The sequence below is a fragment of the Pseudonocardia sp. CA-142604 genome, from assembly GCF_050948475.1.
Lineage (GTDB): Bacteria > Actinomycetota > Actinomycetes > Mycobacteriales > Pseudonocardiaceae > Pseudonocardia > Pseudonocardia alaniniphila.
Genome location: NZ_CP192045.1, coordinates 1,282,430 through 1,303,967, shown reverse-complemented (window position 1 = coordinate 1,303,967; position 21,538 = coordinate 1,282,430). Strand labels below are relative to the sequence as shown.

Here is a 21,538-nt window from a genome sequence, read left to right as displayed (position 1 = left end):
TTCCTTTTCTGCGCGAGTAGGGCCTGGATCGTCCGGCTCACCGACGCGATGAGAGTGGAGCAGATCGCCCGAATCCGTTTCCCTTCCCTACCTACACCGACATACTAAACCGAGTCGCGCTCCGCGCTGCCCGCGAGTTCGGGATGACGGAAATTTGCGATCACGGCGCGTCCTATTGGCCATCATGACCGTTTTCGGCGAGGCCGGTGAGGTTATGCGCATTCCTCCACATCCCCGCTGAGACGTGCGCAGCCGGCGAAGATGACTTCCTCCACGAAGCGCGACAGGGGACGGGCCTGGCTGGTCGGTCCAACCTCGGAGCCCGTCCGGCGACGGAGACCAGCAGGGGTTTCCGTCGCCGCACGCTCAGCCGTCGTATCCGGGAACAGCCGGTCACGGTGCTGGGGTTGCCGCCGATGTTGGGCTGGTTGCCGGCCACGGAGCGGCCGGTCAGCGCGACCGTCCCGGATTCCCGAATTCATGTTCCGGGAGGGTCGTGCCGGCGATGCACGCCCGCGATCAGCTTTGCGGGCACGCTAACGACGGCCTCCGCACATGTGACCCGCCTCGCCCGGCAGTCATTCGTTGGAAACACTGGTTCAGCCACCGGAGGGACCCCCGGCGCTATCCACCCATGGACAGCGCACAACGGCTGGTCATGATGGGCACCCGGCCGTCCGACAATGACGTTCAGGGCCGCGTGACCTTCCACGCCGCCCGTCGCGCTGAGGCTGCTTCAGCCCTCCCGGGACAGGGCATCCCGTACAGCCTCTTCGGTGCGCGCGACGACGGCCGTCCCGTCGTCCGCGGTGATGATCGGCCGCTGAATGAGCTTCGGATGCTCGGACAGAGCCTTCACCCACCGCTCCCGCGAACCTGCGTCCCGGGCCCATTCCTTGACCCCGAGCTCCTTGGCGACGGCCTCCTGGGTCCGTGTGATGTCCCACGGCTCGAGCCCCAGCCGGTCGAGCACTTCCCGGATCTCGTCCTCGCTCGGCACGTCCTCCAGATAACGGCGGACGGTGTAGTCGGCCCCCTCGGCGTCGAGCACCGTGATTGCACTCCGGCACTTGGAACAGGCCGGATTGATCCAGATCTCCATGCGGCCACGGTATCCGCGGTATCAGGGCTGTTCGTCGAGGAAGGTCACCACGGCGTCCAGGAACTCCGTCGGCCGTTCGACGTTCGCCATGTGCACTGTGGGCAGGACCGTGTACCGCGCGCCGGGAATGGTGGCGGCGAGCTCTTCCCCGTGGCCGGCGGAGGTGACGGTGTCGTGCTTGCCCGCGATGACCAGCGTCGGGGTGCGGATGAGCGAAGCTGTGCGGCGGAGGTCGTAGTCGCGCACCGCAGCCCAGCTGCCTGCCACGCCCTCGCGCTGCGTGGCGAGCAGTGTGCGGCGGAAGCCGTCGACAACCCCGTTGCTGTCTTGCAACATCCGGGCCGGGAACCAGTTGTGCAGGAACATGTCCGCGGCGGCTTGCATGTCGGGGGCCGCCAGCAGTTCGGCGATCGGCTGGTCCCATTGCTGCGGCGGGCCGAGGTACGCGGCGGTGTTGGAGAGCACGAGTCGGTCGACGCGCTCCGGCACATGGATCCCCAACCATTGCGCGACGATTCCCCCGAGAGACAGGCCCAACACGTGCACCCGCTGCAGGTCCAACGCGTCCAGAAGTTCCACCACGTCGCGGCCCAGCCGGTCCAGCGAGTACGGGCCGCTCGGGACGTCGGAGGCGCCGTGGCCGCGCGCGTCGTAGCGCAGCAGCCGGAAGTGTTCGGTGAGAGCCGGCACCTGGCCGTCCCACATGTGGAGGTCGGTACCGATGGAGTTCGAGAGCAGCAGCACTGGCTTGTCCTGCTCACCGTCGAAGCGGTAGGCGATGCGAACGCCATCACCAGTGGTGATGGAGGTGAGGGTCTGAGAGTCCATGTCAGCTCCACGATCCAGCGACGATGACCCCAGCCTACGAACGTGGTTTCAGATTTCTATTACAAAGATCAGACGTGCTCTGTAGGCTGTTCCGACAATGTCCAGCTTTACGCTCCACGAGTTGCAATGCTTCGACGCCGTCGTGAGCGATGGCGGCTTCCAGGCCGCCGCCGAGCGGCTGCATCGCTCCCATCCTTCGGTCTTCGCGGCGGTGGCCAAGCTCGAGCGACAGCTAGGCCTGAGCCTGTTGGACCGCTCGGGATATCGGGTGCACCTCACCGAGGCAGGCGAGGCCTTCCACCGCAAGGTGCGCTTCCTGCTGCACGAGGCCGAGGAACTGCAGACGTACGCCGCGCAGCTGGCGATGGGCGAGGAGGCCGAGCTGCGCGTGGTGCTCGGGGACCTGTGCCCGTTACCGCCGGTGCTGGCGCTGCTCAGCCGCTTCTTCGCGCAACACCCGCAGACACGACTGCACCTGCAGTTCGAGACGGTGACCGGCCCGTGGGAGCGGCTGCTGGAGGACGAGGCCGACCTCATCGTGCACCGTGTCCCCAAGAGCGACGTGCGGATGGAGTGGATCGACCTCGGCCGCGTCGCGATGGTGCCGGTCGTGGCGCCCGGATTCCTCCCCTTCCCCCCGGCCACCGACATCACACCGCAACGGATGCAGTCCTTCACCCAGTGCGTGATCCGGGATTCGGCCCGGCACCCGTCCGAACATGGTCATTTCCTGGTCGAGGGCGCACCCCGATGTTCCGTGCCGGACCACCTCATGAAGAAGGAACTGATCCTGCACGGCATGGCATGGGGGCACTTGCCGCGGTTCATGATCGAGGCGGAGTTGCGCGACGGACGCCTGCTGCCCGTCGCCGGGCGCCACTTCCCCGGCGTGGTCGAGGAACTCGCGGCGGCGCGCCGGCGCGACAGGCCCCACGGGCCGGTCGCCGACCTGCTGTGGGACTTCCTGGCCGGCCAAGCACCGGTGCTGCAACCGACGCTGGGACGTGTGCCCAGGGCGAAGGGAACACGCGCCTAGCCGACCTGCAAGCCGCAGGTTCACGGCTCTCGATCCGGATCGCCGATTCCCAGGTCCTTGCGCATGGACTTGCGCAGATCGAACACCTGCCCTTTCGCCTTCTGCAGCATGGTGGTCGCCCGCTCCAGCGACTCATCGGTCTCCGCATGGCCACGTTCGATTCGGCGCACCATCTCGTAAACCTTCCACAGGATGTGGTTGACCTTCTCCGCCAACGGCAACAGGGCGTCCGGCAACACGAGCTGCGCTTCACCCCATTGCTCCCGCATAGCGTCACGGGCGGCCTCCATGGCGTCATTCGTCCGCTCCGTGTCGACGGCCGTACGGAGAGCGTCGATATGGAGAAGCAGCGTCGAATGGAATTGCCAGTCGGCCATATTCAGCGCGACGTAGCACGTGTGGCGTTTATCCAGCAGAGCCTGCCGTCTGCCCCGGTCCTCTTCGGCCCGCCGGGTGCGATGATCGTGCTCCAGCTCAGCCATCCGAGCACGCGCGTTCACGTGCTGGGTGAGTAGCGCGGAGCTCAGAGTTCCGATGACGCCGAGCGCAGCGATAAGTAATGCAGCGAGCGAACCTCCCACGCATCCTCCCTCGTTGAGATCGGCCCATACTCCAGTCGCCGACCGACACAACCTCGCGGTCCGAGCCGGTCGTTCGGGGAGGCTAGCGTGTCCGCCGGTAATCGAGGGAGGTCGATGCAGTCGTCGCCAATGGATTACGGGACAGCCGTCACCATTCGTGTTCCTCGATCACGTCGAGGCGCTACGCACCGCCGCCGAGCGATTCGGGTCAAGCGTCAGCCAGAGGAATCCGGCGAGCCACAGGGCCGCCTGCGGCGCGGTGGGCGTCGGCAGCGGCAGGCGCTCCGCCGAGCCCGGCAGCCACGTCTGCAAGGTGTGCAACAGAACGGTTGCGCGCTCGGTGCGCGGCGAGCGCACGGCCAACTCCTCTCCGAGTCGCCATTGCTGGTTGTCCCAGCCTCCGTCGAAAGACGGAAGTTGCCGCAACGTGAATCAGGAACGAGGCCAGGTGGTCCCCGCTTGCGACCGCCCATATCCCCCTAAAGAGTCCAGTGGAGCGGCTCCATCCGAGCGGGCGATGGCGCTGGCCGGTGTTGACGACCAAGGTGTACAAGCTCCCTCAACACTGGGCTTTCAGGAAGGGTCGATCGTGACTACGGCGACACCGGACATCGTCTCTCTGAAGTTGGGACGAGTCTTCGACAGCTACAACTCCGACAACGACGAGACCCTGGACTGGGCGGACTTCGAGCGGCTGATCGACCGATTCTGCGCCACCTACAAGATCGACAGCGTCGACTGGCGTGCCCGATCTCTGCGGGCCATGTGTCAGATGTACTGGTCGGAGCTGCTGCGGCACGCGGACGTGCCCGAGGAGGAGCTGACAAAGGACCAATTCGTGAACGCCAGCCGCAGGCTCAGCCAGGACACGAGCCGCTTCAACATGATCGATGGCGTCCCCCACGCCCTGTTCGACTGCATCGACACCGACGCGGACGGCTCGATCTCCGATGGTGAGTTCACGAGAATGCTGAGCGACATCTGGGAGGTCCAGGGGCCTGAGGCAATGGGCGCGTTTGCTCAGGTCGACACCGATGGGGACGGGACGATCGAGCGAGACGAGTTTCTTCGAGCGTTCCGTGAGTACGTCGTATCCGACGACGCGGGCGCCGCACGCAGCCTGTTGTTCGGACGCATCTGACCCGAGCACTACCGACACGTCTGACCGACGCAGACTCGTCCGCGCGGTCGTCTCGGCGCCTTCGGCGTGAACTCGTGGCGACCGAGCATGGCGAGGCCTACTCCGCGGACATGATCGGCACCCTGCTCGTCAGCGCCCCTCGGGCGTCCCGCGAATGCAAGGACGAGGGGAAGCGTGGCGAGGGCGAACTCATCGGTGTGAGCGCGTGCCCGCGGACCCGCCGATGAGTTCCGCAGCCCTGGCGGGTCGTAGTGACATGCCGACCCACACGCTGGAGACTCCCGATGTCGATCTCGTCTACGACGTGGTCGGCCCGTTGCCGACCGCTGACGGTCGGCCGCCGTTGATGATGATCGGTCAGCCGATGGACGCGAGCGGCTTCCGCGCGCTGGGCGGGTTCTTCCCGGACCGCACCGTGATCACCTACGACCCGCGCGGGGGCGGGCGCAGCGTTCGTAAGGACGGACAGGCCGTGCAGACCCCGCAGGACCAGGCCCGTGACGTGCACGCGGTGATCGAGGCGGTCGGGGGCGGGCCGGTGGAGATGTTCGCCAGCAGCGGTGGCGCGGTGGTCGCGCTCGCGCTGGTCGCCGCGTTCCCGAGTGATGTCAGGGTCCTGGTCGCGCACGAGCCGCCGATGAACCCGGTGCTGCCCGACGCCGAGGCGGCGCATCGGGCCCGCGCGCACTACCTGGAGACCTACCAGGCGAAGGGTTTCGGGGCGGGGATGGCCGCGTTCCAGGCGATGTACGCGTGGGAGGGCGAGTTCACCGAGGCGTATTTCGCTCAGCCGGACCCGGATCCGGCCCGGTTCGGGTTGCCGGTCGAGGACGACGGTTCGCGCGATCACCCGTTGTTGGCGGGGTGGGCGGTGGCGATCACCGACTACCACCCCGACGTCGCCGCGCTGTCCAACGGGCCGACCCGTGTGGTGATCGCGGTGGGCGAGGAGACCGGTGACGTATACACGGCGCGTACTGCTCGTGCAACGGCGCGGGTGCTGGGCGGGGAAGCGACGGTGTTCCCGAGTCATCATCTCGGGTTCGTCGATGGTGCTGGTCGGCCGGAGGAGTTCGCCGCACGTCTGCGCGAGGTACTCCACGCCGAATAGCGCGACGCGGACGGGCTGCTTCCGTTGGAAGCACCTGGCCCCGCCGGGTCGTGCGCCAGGGGACGGCGGCGACTCACCGAACAAATCGGCGGCCACGCCGTCGCTCGTCGGAGTCACCGGGGGCTCGGGCGAGCGGCGCCGTCGATGTGGACTACCTGTCTACGACGGGCGAAGGCCTCCTGATCGAACCGCGACGCGGAGGCGCCCGGCGCTGGACAGACCGGGTATGTCAGGGTTCACCGCGTGTCTGCCGCTCCTGAGAGTTCCGCTGGTCCTGCGGACCGAGCCGTGGCAAACGGCTACGACAGGATCGCCGAGGGGTACACGGCCGAGAACGAGACCAACCTCCTGAACGCGTACTACGAGCGACCCGCGATGCTGGAGCTTGCCGGGGACGTGACGGGCCGACGGATCCTCGACGCAGGCTGCGGCTCGGGCCCCCTGTTCGCCGCGCTGCGCGATCGAGGCGCCATCGTGACCGGTATCGACTCGAGTGCCGGGATGGTAGAGCTTGCCCGAAGGCGGCTCGGGGCCGACGCCGACCTGCGGGTCGCCGACCTGGCCGACCCGCTGCCGTTTCCCGACGGCACGTTCGACGACGTCATCGCGTCCCTGGTTCTGCACTACTTGGAGGACTGGGGGCCGACGCTGGCGGAGCTGCGACGCGTTCTGACGCCTGGCGGCCGGCTCATCGCCTCGGTCGAGCACCCGTTCGCCATCTTTCACATGCATCACGTCGCCGGGGAAAAGATCAACTATTTCGAGACCCGTGACCGGACCGAGGAATGGACGACGGGCGGGCAGACTGCCCAGTTGACCTTCTGGGATCGGCCGCTGCACGCGATGAGCGACGCCTTCGTCAGAGCCGGCTTTCGCATCAGCGTCATCAGCGAACCACCGCCCGCGCCAGGCGCCCGCGAACTGTTCCCCACCCAAGTACCGGACACGCCATCGGGGGCTTTCATCAGCTTCCTGTTCTTCGTCCTGCACGCCGACTAGCTACCGCATGTTGCTGAGGCTGCACGTCGGTTGAACGTCAGTAGACGACATGTCTGGCACCGACTGTGATCGGCATGGTTGCGATGCCCACGCGGTGTCGGTGACCACGGCTATCGTGCCGCCGTGACTTCCCCTGTCCCTGCACCACCCCGGCCGCTGTGGCCTTCCGGGTGTGCGCTTCTCATACGCACCGACTTCAGCAACGGGCGATCATGGGACGCCCTCTGCGAAGGCGTCCGAACTCCATCGGAGGACGATTTCCTGGCCACCGTCGACATCGTCGACGACGAGGCATACCGGGGTCTGACCGCAACCCAGCTGCGCGGCCTGCTCCCCAACCCGTACGGCGGCGGCCCCTACTTCTTCTTCGTCGCCGACGCCGACGCAGTGTCCGCGGCCGGTCACCCACTCCTCGTCGTGCCGGTGCCCTACCCCGAGCCGGAGTACGCCTACCTCAACGAGACCCCGCGAGCCGCGTTCCGGGTAGTGGTCGCCAGGCTGTGGTCGGTGGAGAACAACTTGTCCCTGGCAAACATGGACTGGGCCGAGTTCGCCGACAGCGTGGACGAGGACGGGGTGTTCCGCGGCTTCTAGTGTCCGCGTCGGACCATCGCCTCTTCGCTCACAGCCCGTCGCCGAAGCGACGGCCGACTGAGGTCAGCTCCACTCGGATTCGGCGACATAACCGCTGAAAGGTAATGGGTGGAGCTGAGGTGATTCGAATCCCTGACCCTTTGGGCTGCCAGCCACCCGGCCGCTGATCCGATGCTCGCCTAGCGCCTCATTGCTACCGGTGCCACAGCAGCTCACGTCGAGGCAGGGGACGGATAACCTGCCTGCGGTGCTACGACCACGTGACCTGAGGAGTCGATGCAGGGATGACAGCCGGGCGGCAGATGCCGGCACGGGACGACGTGCTCGGGTACTTCAACACACTGTCGAACTGGGGGCGGTGGGGCGACGACGACGAGCTCGGCACGCTGAACCTCATCACGGACGACGTTCGGCTGGCGGCGGCGCGGGCCGTACGCCACGGCAGGAGCGTGTCATGCGCATGGGAGATCGCAGTGCCCGGGGAAATGGAGCGGTCGACGACGACATGCCCGTGCGCCGCCGACATGCCGGGAGCCGAGGACATGCCGGTGCCCGAATTCCACGATGACCGACGCTGGGGCTTCTCGTCCGAGCAGCTTGGCATCACGTTCCACGGCAACACCGTCACCCACGTCGACTCGCCGTGCCACATCTTCTGGGACGGCACGATGTACAACGGGCGGTCTCACTCGCTGGTCGACGCCACAACGGGATCGGCGTGGGCAGCCGTCACGGCGGCGGCGAACGGGATCATCACGCGTGGTGTCCTGCTGGACGTCGCTAAGGCTCGGGATGTGCCGTGGTTGGAACCGGGGCAGGGTGTGTTTCCCGACGACCTCGAGGAGGCCGAGCGCCGCCAGGGTGTTCGGGTGCGATCCGGCGATGCGGTCTTCCTGCGGACCGGCCGCGGCCGCGTCCGGCACGAGGCCGGTGTGACGCACGGGTTCATGCAGGCCGGCTGGCACGCGTCCTGCCTCCCGTGGCTGCACGAACGGGAGGTCGCGCTGATCGGCGCCGATACCCCTCAGGACGTTCAGCCGTCGGGGTACGAGGGGGTGTTGATGCCGATCCACGCCGTGGGCCTCGTTGCGATGGGTTTGTGGCTGCTCGACAACTGCGACCTGGAGATGTGCGCGACGACGGCCGCCGAGCTCGGCCAGTGGGACTTCCACCTCTCAGTGGCGCCGATCCGCTTCGCCGGTACGTCCGGCAGCCCGGTCAACCCGATCGCGACATTCTGACGCGTCGCCGGCTCCTCAGTCGGCGAGCGCGTGAGGCAGCTCGGTGGCAGGTGCGAAGCCGTTGCTATCAGCCTTGGCCCCACCACCAGACATCGGAGCAATGCTTGAAACCTGTGGATCACGAGGGTGGGTCGTACCCTCCCGGTGATCTTGAGGCTCTCAAGCAAGGCCGGCGCGCCAACGCCGGTCGGGAAGGTACGACCCGTGCTCACCGTAGTTCCTGGAGCTGCCGACGCCGATGACGACCGCCGGTGCGGTGGTGCGTCGTTGATCGACGAGCTCGTCCGCGAAGGCGCCCGCAGGATGCTGGCCGAAGCACTGCAGGCCGAGGTCGACGACTACATCGCCCGCCACATCGGCGAGCGCGATTCCAGCGGGCGCCGGCTGGTGGTGCGCAACGGCTCCCACCAGGCTCGCGAGGTCCTGACCAGCGCCGGGGCGGTGGAGGTGATCGCGCCTAGAGTCAACGATCGGCGCGTCGATCCCGAGACGGGCGAGCGGGCCCGGTTCTCCTCGGCGATCGTGCCGGCTTGGTGCCGCAAGACCCCGAAGGTCACCGAGGTGCTGCCGCTGCTCTACCTGCACGGCCTGTCCAGCGGAGACTTCGTGCCCGCCCTGGGGCAGTTCCTCGGCTCCTCGGCCGGCCTGTCGGCGCCGGTGATCACGAAGTTGACCGAGACATGGAAGGCCGAGCAGCGCGCGTTCGCCACCCGGGATCTGTCGGGTGTGGACTACGTCTATCTGTGGGTTGACGGGATCCACGTCAACATCCGCCTCGAGGAGCACAAGCTGTGCTTGCTCGTGATGATCGGCGTTCGCGCGGACGGGCGGAAGGAGCTCGTCGCGCTGACCGACGGCTACCGGGAATCTATGGAGTCCTGGGCGGATCTGCTGCGCGACTGCGCACGGCGCGGTATGCACGCCCCGGTCCTCGCGATGGGCGACGGCGCGCTCGGGTTCTGGGGCGCGCTGCGCGAGGTGTTCCCGACCACGCGGGAGCAGCGCTGCTGGTTCCACAAGATCGGCAACGTTCTGGGTGCGCTGCCCAAGAGCGCGCATCCCGGGGCGAAGAAGGCCCTCGCCGAGATTTGGAACGCCGAGGACAAGCAGCACGCCCTCGACGCCGTCACGTCGTTCAAGGCCGTCTACGGCGCGAAGTTCGGCAAGGCGGTCGCGAAGATCACTGATGACCTCGAGGTGCTGTTGGCGTTCTACGACTACCCGGCCGAGCACTGGATCCACCTGCGAACCACGAACCCCATCGAGTCGACCTTCGCGACCGTGCGGCACCGCACGAAGATCACTCGCGGTCCCGGCTCACGCGCGGCCGGGCTCGCGATGGCGTTCAAGCTCATCGAGGCCGCCCAGGACCGCTGGCGAGCGGTCAACGCCCCGCACCTCGTCGCGCTCGTCCGCGCCGGCGCGGTGTTCGTCAACGGCAAGCTCGTCGAACGACCCGACGAAACCCATCAACCCGAAGCAGCCTAAAAGATCTTCATCCACAGGTCTTGACGATTGCTCAGACATCGGCCGCGCGGCCTGTAAGCCGGACCATGGCCGTTGGATCTGCCGACCACCAGCCGGGAGCGCTCCGCCGTCGTGACCTGGGGCGATACCTGTGGCTAGTTCTGGTCATCTTGCAGCCGGACCTACCGTCCTCGCCGCTGGACCCACAAGACTCGACACACGTCCGTCGGGCCTCCCCACCTCTCCTCGCGTTGACGCGCCCCGGCCTCGTTCGATCCGGGTGAGGTGCTGCGGCCGCCGGAGCGAGACGATCGTTTGTTGTCCTCGATCCGGGCTGCAAGGACGAGGTAGAGGCAAGCATGTCTGAGACGGCGAACCGCGACGACCCAAGCTCACCAGACGGCCTGCAGGGCTCGGAGGGCACGTTCTCGGTGTGCACGTTCGGTTACGTAGATGCGCTGGCCCGCGCCGGCCGGCACCAAGATCCGAACAGGAGGTGGGCAGATGGACGCGCAACGGATCGCCCGTCCTAGCATCGCCGAACGAAAAGCCAAGGGTAAGGACGCCCGGGGACGGACGCCTCCGTCGGGCCACTCGGGGTGGCGCCCTGCGGCGGACCGCCCTGACCCGGTTGCCCTGCTCGATGAGCAGAACGTCACCCGGGAGCCCGACCTTGTGCCGGTCCGCCATGGCCGGATGATGATTTCACCCTTCACGTTCTACCGGGGCGCGGCGAGGGTAATGGCCGCCGACCTCAAAGACACGCCGACGGCAGGTCTTGTTGTCCAATTATGTGGCGATGCCCATCTGTTGAATTTCGGCGCCTTCGCCTCGCCGGAGCGGAGGCTGCTGTTCGATTTGAATGATTTTGATGAGACGCTCCCCGGGCCATTCGAGTACGACGTTAAGCGCATGGCGGCGAGCTTCGCGATCGCGGCGCGTAACAACGGATTCTCAGCGGCCGACACACGCGCATCGACGCAAGCGTCGGTTTCGGCGTACCGGGAGGCAATGGCCGAGTTCACGGAGATGCGGACGCTGGATATCTGGTACGCCCACCTTGCCGAGGACGAGCTCATGAACGCGATCCGCAGCAAGGTCGCCGCGACAACGAAGGCGAGTGGAAAGAAGGGGAAGGCAAAGCAGGAGGCGAAGGCAGCCAAGAAGGCCCAGAAGAGGGCGAAGAAGAGTAGGGCGAAGGCGCATACCCGCGACAGTCTGCAGGCGCTTTCGAAGCTCGGCGAGGTGGTCGATGGACGGTATCGGATCGTCAGCCGACCGCCGATCGTCGTCCCCCTCCGCGAGTTGAAGGAAGCTTCGGGCATGTCACACGAGGACGTGAGCCACGCTCTCCACAAACAGCTTCTCGCCTATCAGGCGACGTTGCAGGACGATCGGCGTCACCTGCTGGCGCGTTTTGAGATGGTGGATATGGCCCGCAAGGTCGTGGGTGTGGGCAGCGTCGGCACCCGTGCGCTCATCGTCTTGCTCCAGGGACGCGACTCGCAGGACCCACTGTTCCTGCAGGTCAAGGAGGCCACGAGATCGGTGCTGGAGGGTCACCTGCCGAAGAGCCGCTACAAGCAGTCCGGCGAGCGGGTCGTGCAGGGACAACGGATGATGCAGGCCGCGAGCGACATCTTTCTCGGCTGGACACGCGGGGTGGATGTGAAGAGGCACTACTACTGGCGGCAGCTGCGTGACATGAAGGGCTCTGCGCTGGTCGAGGCGATGACACCGCTGGCGCTCACGTTCTATGCGCGCATCTGTGGGTGGACCCTGGCGCGGGCGCATGCTCGGTCGGGAGATCCGGTCGCCATCTCCGAGTACCTCGGCGACGACGACGCGTTCGACCAATCGATCATCGACTTCTCCGAGCGCTACGTGGATCAGAACGACCAGGACTTCCAGAACTTTGTGAAGGCGGTCCGATCCGGCCGACTGGAGGCGCTAGAGGGCATGTGACGAAAGAGCCTCGGCGCCGTGAGGACTCCGCGGACGGCTCGGTCAGAGCCCTGACCGCGGGCTCGACCACTCGCCCCGTCCGCGAACGTGATGGATAGACACTCACTTAGTCACTCAGACTGCTGTCGGACCAACCGTAAGATCGGTGATCATGTGTCTGACCTGGGTGGAGCTGAGGGGATTCGAACCCCTGACCCCTTGACTGCCAGTCAAGTGCGCTACCAGCTGCGCCACAGCCCCTTGCCCGAATGAAGTTACACGACTCCTCTCCGGCCTCGTCACGGGGGTCGCCGCTGGCGCTGTTGCTGATCTACGGTCAGGCAGTGAAACCCGCCGACATCGGACAACTCGTCTCTGCCGCCGATCCGAAGGTCTCCCCCGACGGGCGGTTGATCGCCTTCGTCGTCACCCGGGTCGACCTGGAGAAGAACCGCTACCGCAGCGCCGTCTGGCTCGCCACGGCCGACGGCTCCGCGCCGCCCTACCCGCTCACCACGGGCGAGCACAGCGACAGGCAGCCGAGATGGTCGCCGGACGGGCGCAGGCTCGCGTTCACCAGCCGCCGTTCGGAGGAGGAGGGCGTCCACACGCTGCATGTGGCGCCCATCGGCGTCCCGGGCGAGACGCTCACCATCTGCGAGCGCCCGGAGGCCATCGAGGAGCCCGTCTGGTCCCCGGACGGCACACGCATCGCGTTCGCGTCCCGGGAGCGCAGCGGCCGCTACAGGGACGGCGACGACGAGCGCGGGCGGCCGCCGCGACGCATCGACCGGCTGTTCTCCCGCCTCGACGGCACCGGCTGGATCATCGACCGGCCGCGCAGCGTGTTCGTGGTGCCGGCGGACGGGTCCACCGCGCCGCTCCTCGTCGCAGGCGGCCCGTACGAGCACGGCGGGCCCGCGTGGTCGCCGGACGGCACGCGGCTCGCGGTGGCCACCACGCGGGCCAAGGACTGGGACCTCGACGACGTCAGCGACATCCACCTGTTCGACGTCGCAGCACCCGGCGGTGACGGTCGGGTGCTCACCGATCGCAGCCTGTCCCACAGGCTGCCCTCGTTCAGCCCGGACGGCAGTGAGATCGCCACGCTCGCCGAGGACACCCGCATCGTGCCGTCGCACTCGCAGGTCCTCGTGACCGACGTGGAGACCGGCAAGCAGCGCGTGCTCAGCGCGCAGCTCGACCGCCAGTGCGCCCCCCACCCCGGGTCCCGCAACCCGCTCTGGCACGACGGGCACCTGCTGTTCTCGATCGAGGACCACGGCTCGGTGCACGTGTACCGCGTGCCCGCCGACGGTTCCGGGGAGCCGCAGTTGCTGGCCGGGGGCACGCGGCAGATCAGCGGGTTCGACCTTGCCGGCGGCACGTTCGCGTTCGTCGCCTCCACGCCCACCGCGCTGCCGGAGCTCTTCGTCCGCACGTCGGACGGGGAGGAGCGGCAGCTCACGTCGCTCGGCGCGGCCTTCCACACGGCGGTCCCCGTGGCCCCGCCCGAGCACTTCACCGTCCCCTCCCCCGCGGGCGACGGCGACATCGACGCCTGGGTGGTGCGGCCGACGGGCGTACCCGCCGACGCGCGGGTGCCCGTGCTGCTGTCCATCCACGGCGGTCCGATGTCGCAGTACGCGAACACGTGGTTCGACGAGTTCCAGCTGTGGGCGGGAGCCGGGTACGCGGTCGTCTACTGCAACCCTCACGGCTCCACGGGCCACACCGACGCGTGGTGCCGCTCCATCCGCCCGCCCGAGGCCCCGGAAGCGCCCGGCACGGGCTGGGGCGGCATCGACGCCGACGACGTGCTCGCCGTGCTCGACGCCGCGCTGGAACGTGACCCGTCGCTCGACGCGGGCCGTGTGGGCGTGCTGGGCGGCTCCTACGGCGGCTACCTCACGAGCTGGCTGATCGGGCACACCGACCGCTTCGTCGCCGCGTGCAGCGAGCGCGCCGTCAACAACGTGCAGTCGCTGGAGACGAGCTCCGACATGGCGGGCTTCTTCCGCTACGAGTTCGGCGCGAACCACCTCGACGCGCCGGAGCTCTACGAGCGGCTGTCGCCGATCAGCTACGTCCGGGACATCACGACACCGGTGCTCATCCTCCATTCGGAGGACGACCTGCGCTGCCACATCGAGCAGGCCGACCAGCTCTTCGTCGCGCTCCGGCTCCTGGGCAAGCCGGTGGAGTACTGGCGCTTCCCCGAGGAGGGCCACGAGCTCTCGCGCAGCGGCTCGCCCCGCCACCGCGTGCAGCGCGCCGAGATCATCCTCGACTGGTTCGGCAGGCACCTCGGCGGTGAGCGCCCGCAGATCTCGTGGGACCACCCGTCGCGCAGCGCGTAGCAGAGGGGCGGGCCACGCGGTCGTCCGCGTGGCCCGCCCCGGTCGGTCAGTGGGCGCTCAGCGTCCGGCGGCGATGGCGTCCTTGAGCCAGTTGGTGTTGTTCAGGTCGATCTTGGCGCCCTTGACGGCGACGGTGGGCGTGCCGAACTGGCCGTTGGTCTGCAGCGCCGGATCGGCGGCCGCAGTGTTGGTCTCCGCGGTGACGGCCGCGGAGTTCGTGCCGTTGTTCACGCACGTCGCGAAGTCGCCCGTGGCCCCGAGCTGGGTGCCGAAGTCGATGAGCTGCTGGTTGGTCAGGCCCGCGCCCCCCTCGGGCGGCTGCTCGGCGAACAGCTTCTCCCGGTAGGCCGGGTAGATCCCCGCGGGCACCGCGCACAGGGCCGCGTTGGCCGCGCGGGTGGAGTAGCCGGGCGGGGTGGTCGAGGGGTCGAGGATCGCGATCGTGTGGAACCGCACGGTGATCTGCCCGTTGTTCAGCGCGGTGACGATGTCGTTGCCGTAGCGCTCCTCGAACCGCTCGCACTGCGGGCAGAGGAAGTCCTCGTAGGTGTCGATCGTGACCGGGCCGTTTCCCGCGGTGACGACGGCGCCGGACGCCGTGGCGGTGTAGGTGGGCGTGACGGAACTCGAACTCCGGTTGTTGAGCAGCACCGTCACGCCGATGACCACAGCCACCACCAGGACCACCGCCACCACGATCAGCGGAGTGCGGTTTGGCTTCGGAGGGACGCTGATGCCGGCAGCGGCGAGGCGGCGGGCGGCCTCCGCCTGCCGGCGCTTCTTGTCGCCACGCTGCGCTCCGCCCATGTCAGGTCGTCCTTCCCGTGTTCTCGAATTGCGAGTCGAGCGACAGCAGCGTCCGCGGTCGCACGACCAACCAGGCTGCCAGCGCGATGAAACCCGCGTCCCTCAGTAGTTCCTGGAGGTAGGCCGTCTGGCCGGCTGCCACGGCGCCGCCGCCACCGAAACAGCCGCAGTCGATCAGCAGCCCGCGTGCCCACGCCTGGGAGACGCCTGCGATGAACACCAGGAGCAGCACGATCGACACCGCGGCCACCGCACGGAGACCGATCCCGGCCAGCACGAGGAGCCCGAGCGCGATCTCGAACCACGGCAGGATGGCCGCGACCACCTCGACGGCGGCGGGAGGCAGCACGTCGTACGCGCGAACGGCGACGTAGGTCTGGTCGGGATCGATGGCCTTGAGAACGCCCGAGGTCAGCCAGACAGCGGCCAGCCCGAGCCGCGCGACCGTACCGATGACGTCGAGCAGCCGTCCCCGAGTCACACGATCAGCCTAGCCGCACCGACCCCTCGCACGTCGGGCAGCGGCACGCGGACCTGCTTACGGACGGGTGACGTCGCCGGCCGGCGCTGGAGCGGACAACCCGTCGAGCGAGTTCGACCGAGGGCAGCCTCACCATGGTCCAACCTGGACGGTTGACGGCAGTTACGCTGGCCAAATGACGCAGCACCCCAGCTCGGCAGAGTTGGCCGCGCACGCGCAGGACCACCACCACGCCGACGTCTCCGGTGGCTGGTTGCGGGCCGCCGTGTTCGGCGCGATGGATGGCCTCGTCACGAACATCGCGCTCATCTCCGGTGTCGGAGGCGGCGGCGCCGACCGCCACGTGATCATCCTGACCGGAATGGCCGGGCTCGTGGCCGGAGCGTTCTCGATGGCCCTCGGCGAGTTCGCCTCGGTCGGCACGCAGAACGAGGCCGTCGCCAACGAGGTGGCGGTGGAACGGGAGGAGATCCGCAGGCACCCACTCGCCGAGGAAGCCGAACTCGTCGAGATGTACCAGGAGATGGGGCTCAGCCAGAAGACGGCGGAGGCGATGGCGCGCGAGGTGCACGCCAACCCCGAGCTCGCGGTCAAGGTCCACGTCGCGCAGGAGCTCGGCGTCGACGTCGACGAGCAGCCGTCTCCGTGGACGGCGGCGATCTCGTCGTTCCTCTGCTTCGCCGTGGGCGGGGTCATCCCGCTGCTCCCGTTCCTGTTCGGCTCCTCCTCGCTGGGCGTCGGGCTGCTCGTCGGGGCGGTGGGGCTGTTCGTCGCGGGGGCACTGACGTCCCGATTCACCACTCGTGGCTGGCTCTTCAGCGGGCTGCGGCAGCTGGCGTTCGGCGTCATCGCCGCGGGCGCCACGTATCTGGTGGGTATGGCGATCGGAGTCAGCGCGATGTAGCGCCGCGGTCCCGGTGCTCGGAACGGGTCGGCCGGAACGTCGGGGACAGACCGGTCTCGGCTACGCGCCGGCCGACGTGATGCTGATCCTCTTCCGGCCGACCACACCACGTGGCTGGGGCAGGGTGAGGAGATGGAGTTGCCAACCCCGCCCGGCACCCGTGAGCCCGCCATCGAGGGGGCGCCCGCATGACGGATCAGCAGGTCGTGCTCGACCGGTCGGAGGTCGTCGCGGAGGTCCGAGCGGCCTTCGACCGGTATGAGAAGGCCCTCGCCGAGGGCGACGTGCCCGTGATGAACGAACTCTTCTGGAGCGACCAACGGTGCGTCCGCTTCGGAGTGGCGGACCGGCAGCAGGGCGGAGCGGAGATCGAGGCCTGGCGTCGCGAGCACCCGTCGGTGCCGCCCGGCCGGGTGCTTCGTGACACCCGTGTGCTGGCCGTTGACGACCGGACGGCGGTGGTCACCACGCTGATCGGCTATCCCGACAGGGCAATCGAGGGCCGGCAGAGCCAGACGTGGGTGCGCTTCCCCGAGGGATGGCGCGTCGTCCATGCACACGTCTCCGAGCTCCCGCTGGACCAGCCCGGGTCGCCGTGAGACCGGCGTTCTCGTCGCGCGGGCGACCGCCCGGAACCCGCGGTCGTTCCTCGTGGCGGCGTCCGCCGGGGGGTGGGAGGCAGTCCTCCCGGGTACGTCCTCGTCATGGCTGAGTTCGAGGCGGAGCGCGCGATGCCCGCCGACGCGCAGACGGTGTTCGGGGTGGTGTCCGATCTCGGCCGGCTACCCGAGTGGATGCCCGACCCGGTCGACGTCCGGTCGACAGGTGAGGGTGAGGTCCGCGCGGACGTGCCCCCGCGCGGCGTCCACGAGCAGGGACTCGTCGACGTGAGCCCGGACCAGCTGCGTGTGGAGTGGGGCCACGCGCCCGAGTACGCAGGTTGGCTCCAGGTGGAGCACGCCAACCCCGGTCATTCGTCAGTGGTGATCCACCTGTCGTTCCTGGGCCACCAGCCCGAGACGCACAAGGGCAAGGCGGCGGCCGAGGTCCGCCAATGGCTCGACGACGCCTTGGAGCGGCTGGAGCGCCTGGTCGTCGCGCAGCGCTGAGGGCGCCACAGACACGACAGAGCCCCGCCGGCCGGATGGCCGACGGGGCTCTGTCAGGGGTGGAGGTGCCGGGAATCGAACCCGGGTCCTCCGTCGCTTCACAAGGGCTTCTCCGTGTGCAGTCCGCGCTGCCTCTACTCGGATCCACCGGTCGTGCGGACCAGCCGGTGTGACGATCCCAGTCGCTGTTTGGTGTCCCTGTCCGCCCCGCGACCGGGCGGACAGGTAAGTCCCCTAGCTGATGCCGGGGTCCGGGTCGGGGAACGCACCCGGTCCGACAGACTCACACTCGCTCAGGCGGCGAGGGCGAAGTCGCGCTGATTGGAATCGGCGCTTATAAGGTTGCGACACGTGGTTAACGAGATCATTGTCGCCTTTCTCGACACGCTTCCCCTTGATCGACGTCCGAAGTCGAAACCGTTCACCCCCTTCGGCGCCCACTCTCGGGCGTCCGTACAGAGTAACGCCTGACGCGTCCGGCTTCATCCCGGTTCCGCCCGTGACACGCGCGTCAGCGGCCCCGGCCGAGGATGCGGTCGGCGATCGCTCGCACCGGGCTGCGTTCGGTGTCTCTGGCCTGGTCGTGCGCCGTGTCGGGCTGCCCACCGGAGGGCGGGATCGTGCATTGCCCGGCGGGGTCGAGGTCCGCCAACGGTTGCTCGCGCTCCCCGCTGCGCTGGCTCGGAATCGACGCGTCTGGCGGCGGTGCTTCGCCGGGCTCAGCACTAGGCCGATCGGCCTGCGAGGCGCCCGTAGGGACGTCCGCTCGGCCGGGCTCGGTGCCGCCGACGACGCTACGACTCACGGGCGGTGTCGCAGGCCCCGAGACCTCGCGACCGGTTCCCTCATGCGCAACGCCGGAGGCCGACGCCGGACGGTCCTCCGCTCGTCCGGCGAAGTTCATCCGGTCCGTGCGAGAGGCGGGATCGGCGTTCTGCGGTGAGCGATCGTCGAGGTTGATGCGGTCGGTCCGGCCGGCGGGATCCGGCGCAGCCTGCGTCCCGCTGCCGTTGCCGAGGTTCATCCGGTCCGTCCGGACGGCGGGGTCCCCGTCCCGCGTGGAGTCCGCCGCGTCCTCCCCACGGTTGTCGGCAGGGCCGCGCGGCCCGTCGGGGTCGATCCGGTCGGCCGCGCTCCGCCGCTCCTCGGCCACCTCCCGGTCCTGCTGGGCACGGGCGGCCTGCTCACGGGCCTGCGCCTCCTCGTGCCGAGCCCGCGCCGCCCGTTCCGAGGCCTCGGCCTCGCGCCGCTCCGCGCTCGCACTGCGGATCTCGGCTTCGTGGCGGTGTTCGGCGGCCTCCAGGCGGTTCTCCTCTTCCTTGCGCCTGCGCACCCGTGCCGCAGCGAAGCCTGCGAAGGCCAGCACCGCGAAGATCAGCACGATGACGACGACAGCCACCCCGATTTCCATGCCGTCTGTTACCCCGTGTCGATGAACAACAACCGGGCAATCGTCAGAGACCGAGCAGCCGCCGCGGGGTGTCGTGCAGTACCGATCGCAGGAAGGCGGGGCCGAGCCGATCGTCGGCGGCGGCCCAGCCCGCGACGGCCTGCACCTGCTCCACGTACGCGTACGGGATGTTGGGGAAGTCGGAGCCGAAGACGACCCGGTCGGTGACCTCCGAGAGGCGTGCCGTCCAGTCGGACGGGAGCGGTGCCGTCCGCAGGCTGAACGCGGTGCCGACCATCGTGGTGTCGATGTGCACCCGTTCGTAGCGGTGCACGAGCCCCAGCGCATCGCCGAAGTCGGGCATGCCGGCATGGGCCAGCACCACCGGCAGCCGCGGATGTTCGGCGAGCACCTCGCCGAACACGTCCAGTCCGGTGTGCACGCCGGGGCGCGGGCCGTTCCCGCAGTGGACGACGGCGGGCACGCCCGCGTCGGCGAGCAGCCCCCATGCCGGCCGCAGCAGTGGGTCGCGCGGGTCGAACGCACCGACCTGGACGTGCACCTTCACCGCCCGCGCACCGGCCTCGACAGCCGCGCCCAGGTAGTCGGCCACGTCCGGCTCCGGGTAGAGCGTGGCGGTGGGCACGGCGTCGGGGGTGGCGGCGGCGAACTCCGTGACCCACTCGGTGAGCCAGCGGGCCATGCCCGGTTTGTGCGGGTACACCAGCGGCGCGAACGCCCGTACGCCGAGCTTCTGCAGCGTGGCTACGCGCTCCGCCTCGGGCGTGCGGTAGTGGATCGGCCACTCCATCCCGTAGTGGACCTTCGCCTGGTCGAAGTAGGCCCAGACCTTGCGGAGCACCGACTCGGGAAGGAAGTGGACGTGCACGTCGACGATCCCCGGCAGGCCGAGGTCGGCGAGGAATCGCGGAATGTCGTCGTCGGACACCGGCGGAGCCGGAACAACATCAGCGGCGGGCACCGCCTCCGTCATCGCAGCTCCCGTGCCCGCCCCTTGGCCGCGCGGCCGTAGGCCCGCTGGATCTCGCGGTCGGCGTCGCGCTTGGCGAGGTCGGTGCGCTTGTCGTAGGCCTTCTTACCGCGGGCGAGCGCGATCTCGCACTTCACCTTGCCGTCCTTGAAGTACAGGGACAGCGGCACCAGCGTGAGACCACCCTCGCGGATCTTGCCGATCAACCGCTCGATCTCCCCGCGGTGCAGCAGCAGCTTGCGGGTGCGGCGAGGCTCGTGGTTGGTCCAGCTGCCCTGGGAGTACTCGGGGATGTGCAACCCGCGCAGCCACACCTCGCCGTCATCGACGGTGGCGAATGCGTCGACCAGCGACGCCCGACCGAGACGCAAACTCTTCACCTCGGTGCCGAGGAGCGCGACGCCGGCCTCGTACGTGTCGATGACCGCGTAGTCGTGCCGTGCCTTCCGGTTCTGCGCGATCATCGAGCGGCCTTTCTCCTTCACCTGTCCAGAGTACGCGGACGGGCCACCCGGTTGCCGCACTCCGAGGGGTGGCGGCGAACGGGCTACAGGCGGACGTACAGGCGGAGTGTGACGTAGCCGGTGACCGCGGCGATCCCGGCGCCGATCATCACGAGGATCGGCGAGACCCAGACGATGTCGGCCACCTCGATCGGCGGCACCACACCGTTGGAGACGATCCCGCTGAGCAACTCGTCGATGAAGAGGAACTTCCCGACCAGCAGCCCACCCGCCGCGATGAGGGCGCCCACCACACCGGTGACCACGGCCTCGATGAGGAACGGCAGCTGGGTGTACCAGCGCGTTGCGCCGACGAGCCGCATGACCCCGACCTCCGTGCGCCGGGTGAAGGCCGACACCTGCACGGTGTTGGAAATGAGCAGCAGCGCCGCGACGGCCTGCACGAGCGCCAGCGCGAAGGTGACATCGCGGACGCCGCCGAGGAAGTCGAAGAGCTTCGCGACCACGTCCCGCTGGTCGATCACGTTGCGGACACCGACCTGGCCCGTCATCGCCTGGCGGACGGCGTCGGCGCCCGCCTCCTGGTCGGCCAGCCGCACACGCAGCGTGGACGGCAACGACTGGGGGCGCACGAGGTCGGCGAGCGACTGCCCTGCGAACAGCTGCTTGTAGCGCTCGTAGGCCTGCTCCTGGTTCTCGTAGCGCACGGATTCCACGAGCGGTGAGTTCTCGAGGGTCGACTTGAGACCGGAGCAGATCGGCTGGCTGCAGTCCTGGTCGTTGGCCGAGACGTCGGAGGTGAGGGCGACCTGCACCTCGACCCGGTCGCTGTAGAGCTGCTCGGTGCGGTCGATCGTGCGAACGGCCAGTAGCCCCGTGCCCACGAGACCGAGCGAGATCGCGGTGGTCAGCACCATCGCGATCGTCATCGTGACGTTGCGCCGCAGGCCGGTGATGACCTCGCGGAAGACGAAGTCGGTGCGCACCT

General features: G+C 68.5%; 23 protein-coding genes, 1 tRNA gene and 1 other RNA gene. 13 read left to right on the top strand and 12 right to left on the bottom strand.

Going from position 1 to position 21,538, the window contains the following annotated elements; genetic code table 11:
- Positions 1-736: 736 nt before the first annotated feature.
- Together ACQPZQ_RS06270 and pcaD are read right to left on the bottom strand one after the other, a co-directional pair.
- Positions 737-1,102, bottom strand: coding sequence for an ArsC/Spx/MgsR family protein (locus ACQPZQ_RS06270; protein WP_344725511.1), 366 nt, complete (start codon positions 1,100-1,102; stop codon positions 737-739).
- A 21-nt stretch (positions 1,103-1,123) separates the two neighbouring features.
- Positions 1,124-1,930, bottom strand: coding sequence for a 3-oxoadipate enol-lactonase (pcaD, locus tag ACQPZQ_RS06265; RefSeq protein ID WP_433292929.1), 807 nt, complete (start codon positions 1,928-1,930; stop codon positions 1,124-1,126).
- Between the two features lie 97 nt (positions 1,931-2,027).
- On the opposite strand from pcaD, the gene ACQPZQ_RS06260 reads away from it, so the two are divergent.
- On the top strand, positions 2,028-2,966 hold the full coding sequence (locus ACQPZQ_RS06260) for a LysR family transcriptional regulator (protein WP_433292927.1): 939 nt from the start codon (positions 2,028-2,030) through the stop codon (positions 2,964-2,966).
- Between the two features lie 20 nt (positions 2,967-2,986).
- On the opposite strand, the gene ACQPZQ_RS06255 is transcribed toward ACQPZQ_RS06260, so the two are convergent.
- Together ACQPZQ_RS06255 and ACQPZQ_RS06250 are read right to left on the bottom strand one after the other, a co-directional pair.
- Positions 2,987-3,547, bottom strand: a complete 561-nt coding sequence (locus tag ACQPZQ_RS06255; protein ID WP_433292925.1) for a hypothetical protein — start codon at positions 3,545-3,547, stop codon at positions 2,987-2,989.
- Between the two features lie 168 nt (positions 3,548-3,715).
- Complete coding sequence (locus tag ACQPZQ_RS06250; protein ID WP_433292923.1) at positions 3,716-3,904, bottom strand: hypothetical protein; 189 nt, start codon at positions 3,902-3,904, stop codon at positions 3,716-3,718.
- Positions 3,905-4,064: 160 nt separating this feature from the next.
- On the opposite strand from ACQPZQ_RS06250, the gene ACQPZQ_RS06245 reads away from it, so the two are divergent.
- The 8 genes from ACQPZQ_RS06245 to ACQPZQ_RS06210 all read left to right on the top strand — a co-directional run bounded on the left by ACQPZQ_RS06245 (position 4,065) and on the right by ACQPZQ_RS06210 (position 12,065).
- Positions 4,065-4,688 carry an EF-hand domain-containing protein gene (locus ACQPZQ_RS06245; RefSeq protein WP_433292921.1) on the top strand — a complete coding sequence of 208 codons (624 nt, stop codon included), beginning with the start codon at positions 4,065-4,067 and terminating at the stop codon, positions 4,686-4,688.
- A 74-nt stretch (positions 4,689-4,762) separates the two neighbouring features.
- The gene (locus ACQPZQ_RS06240; RefSeq protein ID WP_433292919.1) at positions 4,763-4,915 is read left to right on the top strand and encodes a hypothetical protein; all 153 of its coding nucleotides are present in this window, start codon (positions 4,763-4,765) and stop codon (positions 4,913-4,915) included.
- 29 nt (positions 4,916-4,944) lie between these two features.
- Positions 4,945-5,799 (top strand): alpha/beta fold hydrolase, encoded by an 855-nt coding sequence (locus ACQPZQ_RS06235; protein ID WP_433292917.1) that lies wholly within the window; start codon positions 4,945-4,947, stop codon positions 5,797-5,799.
- A 243-nt stretch (positions 5,800-6,042) separates the two neighbouring features.
- On the top strand, positions 6,043-6,798 hold the full coding sequence (locus ACQPZQ_RS06230; protein ID WP_433292915.1) for a class I SAM-dependent methyltransferase: 756 nt from the start codon (positions 6,043-6,045) through the stop codon (positions 6,796-6,798).
- 123 nt (positions 6,799-6,921) lie between these two features.
- Positions 6,922-7,392: a DUF6924 domain-containing protein gene (locus ACQPZQ_RS06225; RefSeq protein WP_433292913.1), complete on the top strand. Its 471-nt coding sequence runs from the start codon at positions 6,922-6,924 to the stop codon at positions 7,390-7,392.
- Between the two features lie 284 nt (positions 7,393-7,676).
- Positions 7,677-8,633, top strand: a complete 957-nt coding sequence (locus tag ACQPZQ_RS06220; RefSeq protein ID WP_433292911.1) for a cyclase family protein — start codon at positions 7,677-7,679, stop codon at positions 8,631-8,633.
- A gap of 204 nt (positions 8,634-8,837) precedes the next feature.
- Complete coding sequence (locus ACQPZQ_RS06215; protein ID WP_433292910.1) at positions 8,838-10,121, top strand: IS256 family transposase; 1,284 nt, start codon at positions 8,838-8,840, stop codon at positions 10,119-10,121.
- 483 nt (positions 10,122-10,604) lie between these two features.
- The gene (locus ACQPZQ_RS06210) at positions 10,605-12,065 is read left to right on the top strand and encodes a DUF2252 domain-containing protein (protein WP_433292908.1); all 1,461 of its coding nucleotides are present in this window, start codon (positions 10,605-10,607) and stop codon (positions 12,063-12,065) included.
- A gap of 167 nt (positions 12,066-12,232) precedes the next feature.
- On the opposite strand, the gene ACQPZQ_RS06205 is transcribed toward ACQPZQ_RS06210, so the two are convergent.
- A tRNA-Ala gene (locus ACQPZQ_RS06205) sits at positions 12,233-12,305 on the bottom strand.
- Between the two features lie 83 nt (positions 12,306-12,388).
- Between ACQPZQ_RS06205 and ACQPZQ_RS06200 the strand changes: the two genes are divergently transcribed.
- Positions 12,389-14,404, top strand: coding sequence for a S9 family peptidase (locus tag ACQPZQ_RS06200; RefSeq protein WP_433292906.1), 2,016 nt, complete (start codon positions 12,389-12,391; stop codon positions 14,402-14,404).
- A gap of 57 nt (positions 14,405-14,461) precedes the next feature.
- On the opposite strand, the gene ACQPZQ_RS06195 is transcribed toward ACQPZQ_RS06200, so the two are convergent.
- Positions 14,462-15,211, bottom strand: a complete 750-nt coding sequence (locus ACQPZQ_RS06195) for a DsbA family protein (protein WP_433292904.1) — start codon at positions 15,209-15,211, stop codon at positions 14,462-14,464.
- A gap of 1 nt (position 15,212) precedes the next feature.
- Positions 15,213-15,677 (bottom strand): MauE/DoxX family redox-associated membrane protein, encoded by a 465-nt coding sequence (locus ACQPZQ_RS06190; protein WP_433299045.1) that lies wholly within the window; start codon positions 15,675-15,677, stop codon positions 15,213-15,215.
- A gap of 190 nt (positions 15,678-15,867) precedes the next feature.
- Here ACQPZQ_RS06190 and ACQPZQ_RS06185 point away from each other — a divergent pair, with 190 nt between their 5' ends.
- From ACQPZQ_RS06185 to ACQPZQ_RS06175, 3 genes are all read left to right on the top strand, one after another.
- Entirely contained in the window at positions 15,868-16,596 is a 729-nt protein-coding gene (locus tag ACQPZQ_RS06185) for a VIT1/CCC1 transporter family protein (protein WP_433292901.1), read from the top strand.
- 188 nt (positions 16,597-16,784) lie between these two features.
- Positions 16,785-17,195: an AtzH-like domain-containing protein gene (locus ACQPZQ_RS06180; RefSeq protein WP_433292899.1), complete on the top strand. Its 411-nt coding sequence runs from the start codon at positions 16,785-16,787 to the stop codon at positions 17,193-17,195.
- Between the two features lie 105 nt (positions 17,196-17,300).
- Complete coding sequence (locus ACQPZQ_RS06175) at positions 17,301-17,705, top strand: SRPBCC family protein (RefSeq protein WP_433292897.1); 405 nt, start codon at positions 17,301-17,303, stop codon at positions 17,703-17,705.
- Positions 17,706-17,762: 57 nt separating this feature from the next.
- On the opposite strand, the gene ssrA is transcribed toward ACQPZQ_RS06175, so the two are convergent.
- From ssrA to ftsX, 5 genes are all read right to left on the bottom strand, one after another.
- Positions 17,763-18,134: a transfer-messenger RNA gene (gene ssrA / locus ACQPZQ_RS06170) on the bottom strand.
- A gap of 82 nt (positions 18,135-18,216) precedes the next feature.
- Positions 18,217-19,104 (bottom strand): hypothetical protein, encoded by an 888-nt coding sequence (locus tag ACQPZQ_RS06165; protein WP_433292895.1) that lies wholly within the window; start codon positions 19,102-19,104, stop codon positions 18,217-18,219.
- A 55-nt stretch (positions 19,105-19,159) separates the two neighbouring features.
- Positions 19,160-20,089 carry an amidohydrolase family protein gene (locus tag ACQPZQ_RS06160; protein ID WP_433292893.1) on the bottom strand — a complete coding sequence of 310 codons (930 nt, stop codon included), beginning with the start codon at positions 20,087-20,089 and terminating at the stop codon, positions 19,160-19,162.
- Positions 20,086-20,571 (bottom strand): SsrA-binding protein SmpB, encoded by a 486-nt coding sequence (gene smpB, locus ACQPZQ_RS06155; protein ID WP_277398644.1) that lies wholly within the window; start codon positions 20,569-20,571, stop codon positions 20,086-20,088. Before smpB ends, ACQPZQ_RS06160 begins: the two co-directional genes overlap by 4 nt.
- Before the next feature lie 62 nt (positions 20,572-20,633).
- Positions 20,634-21,536 carry a permease-like cell division protein FtsX gene (gene ftsX / locus ACQPZQ_RS06150; RefSeq protein ID WP_433292890.1) on the bottom strand — a complete coding sequence of 301 codons (903 nt, stop codon included), beginning with the start codon at positions 21,534-21,536 and terminating at the stop codon, positions 20,634-20,636.
- Between the last annotated feature and the right edge of the window lie 2 nt (positions 21,537-21,538).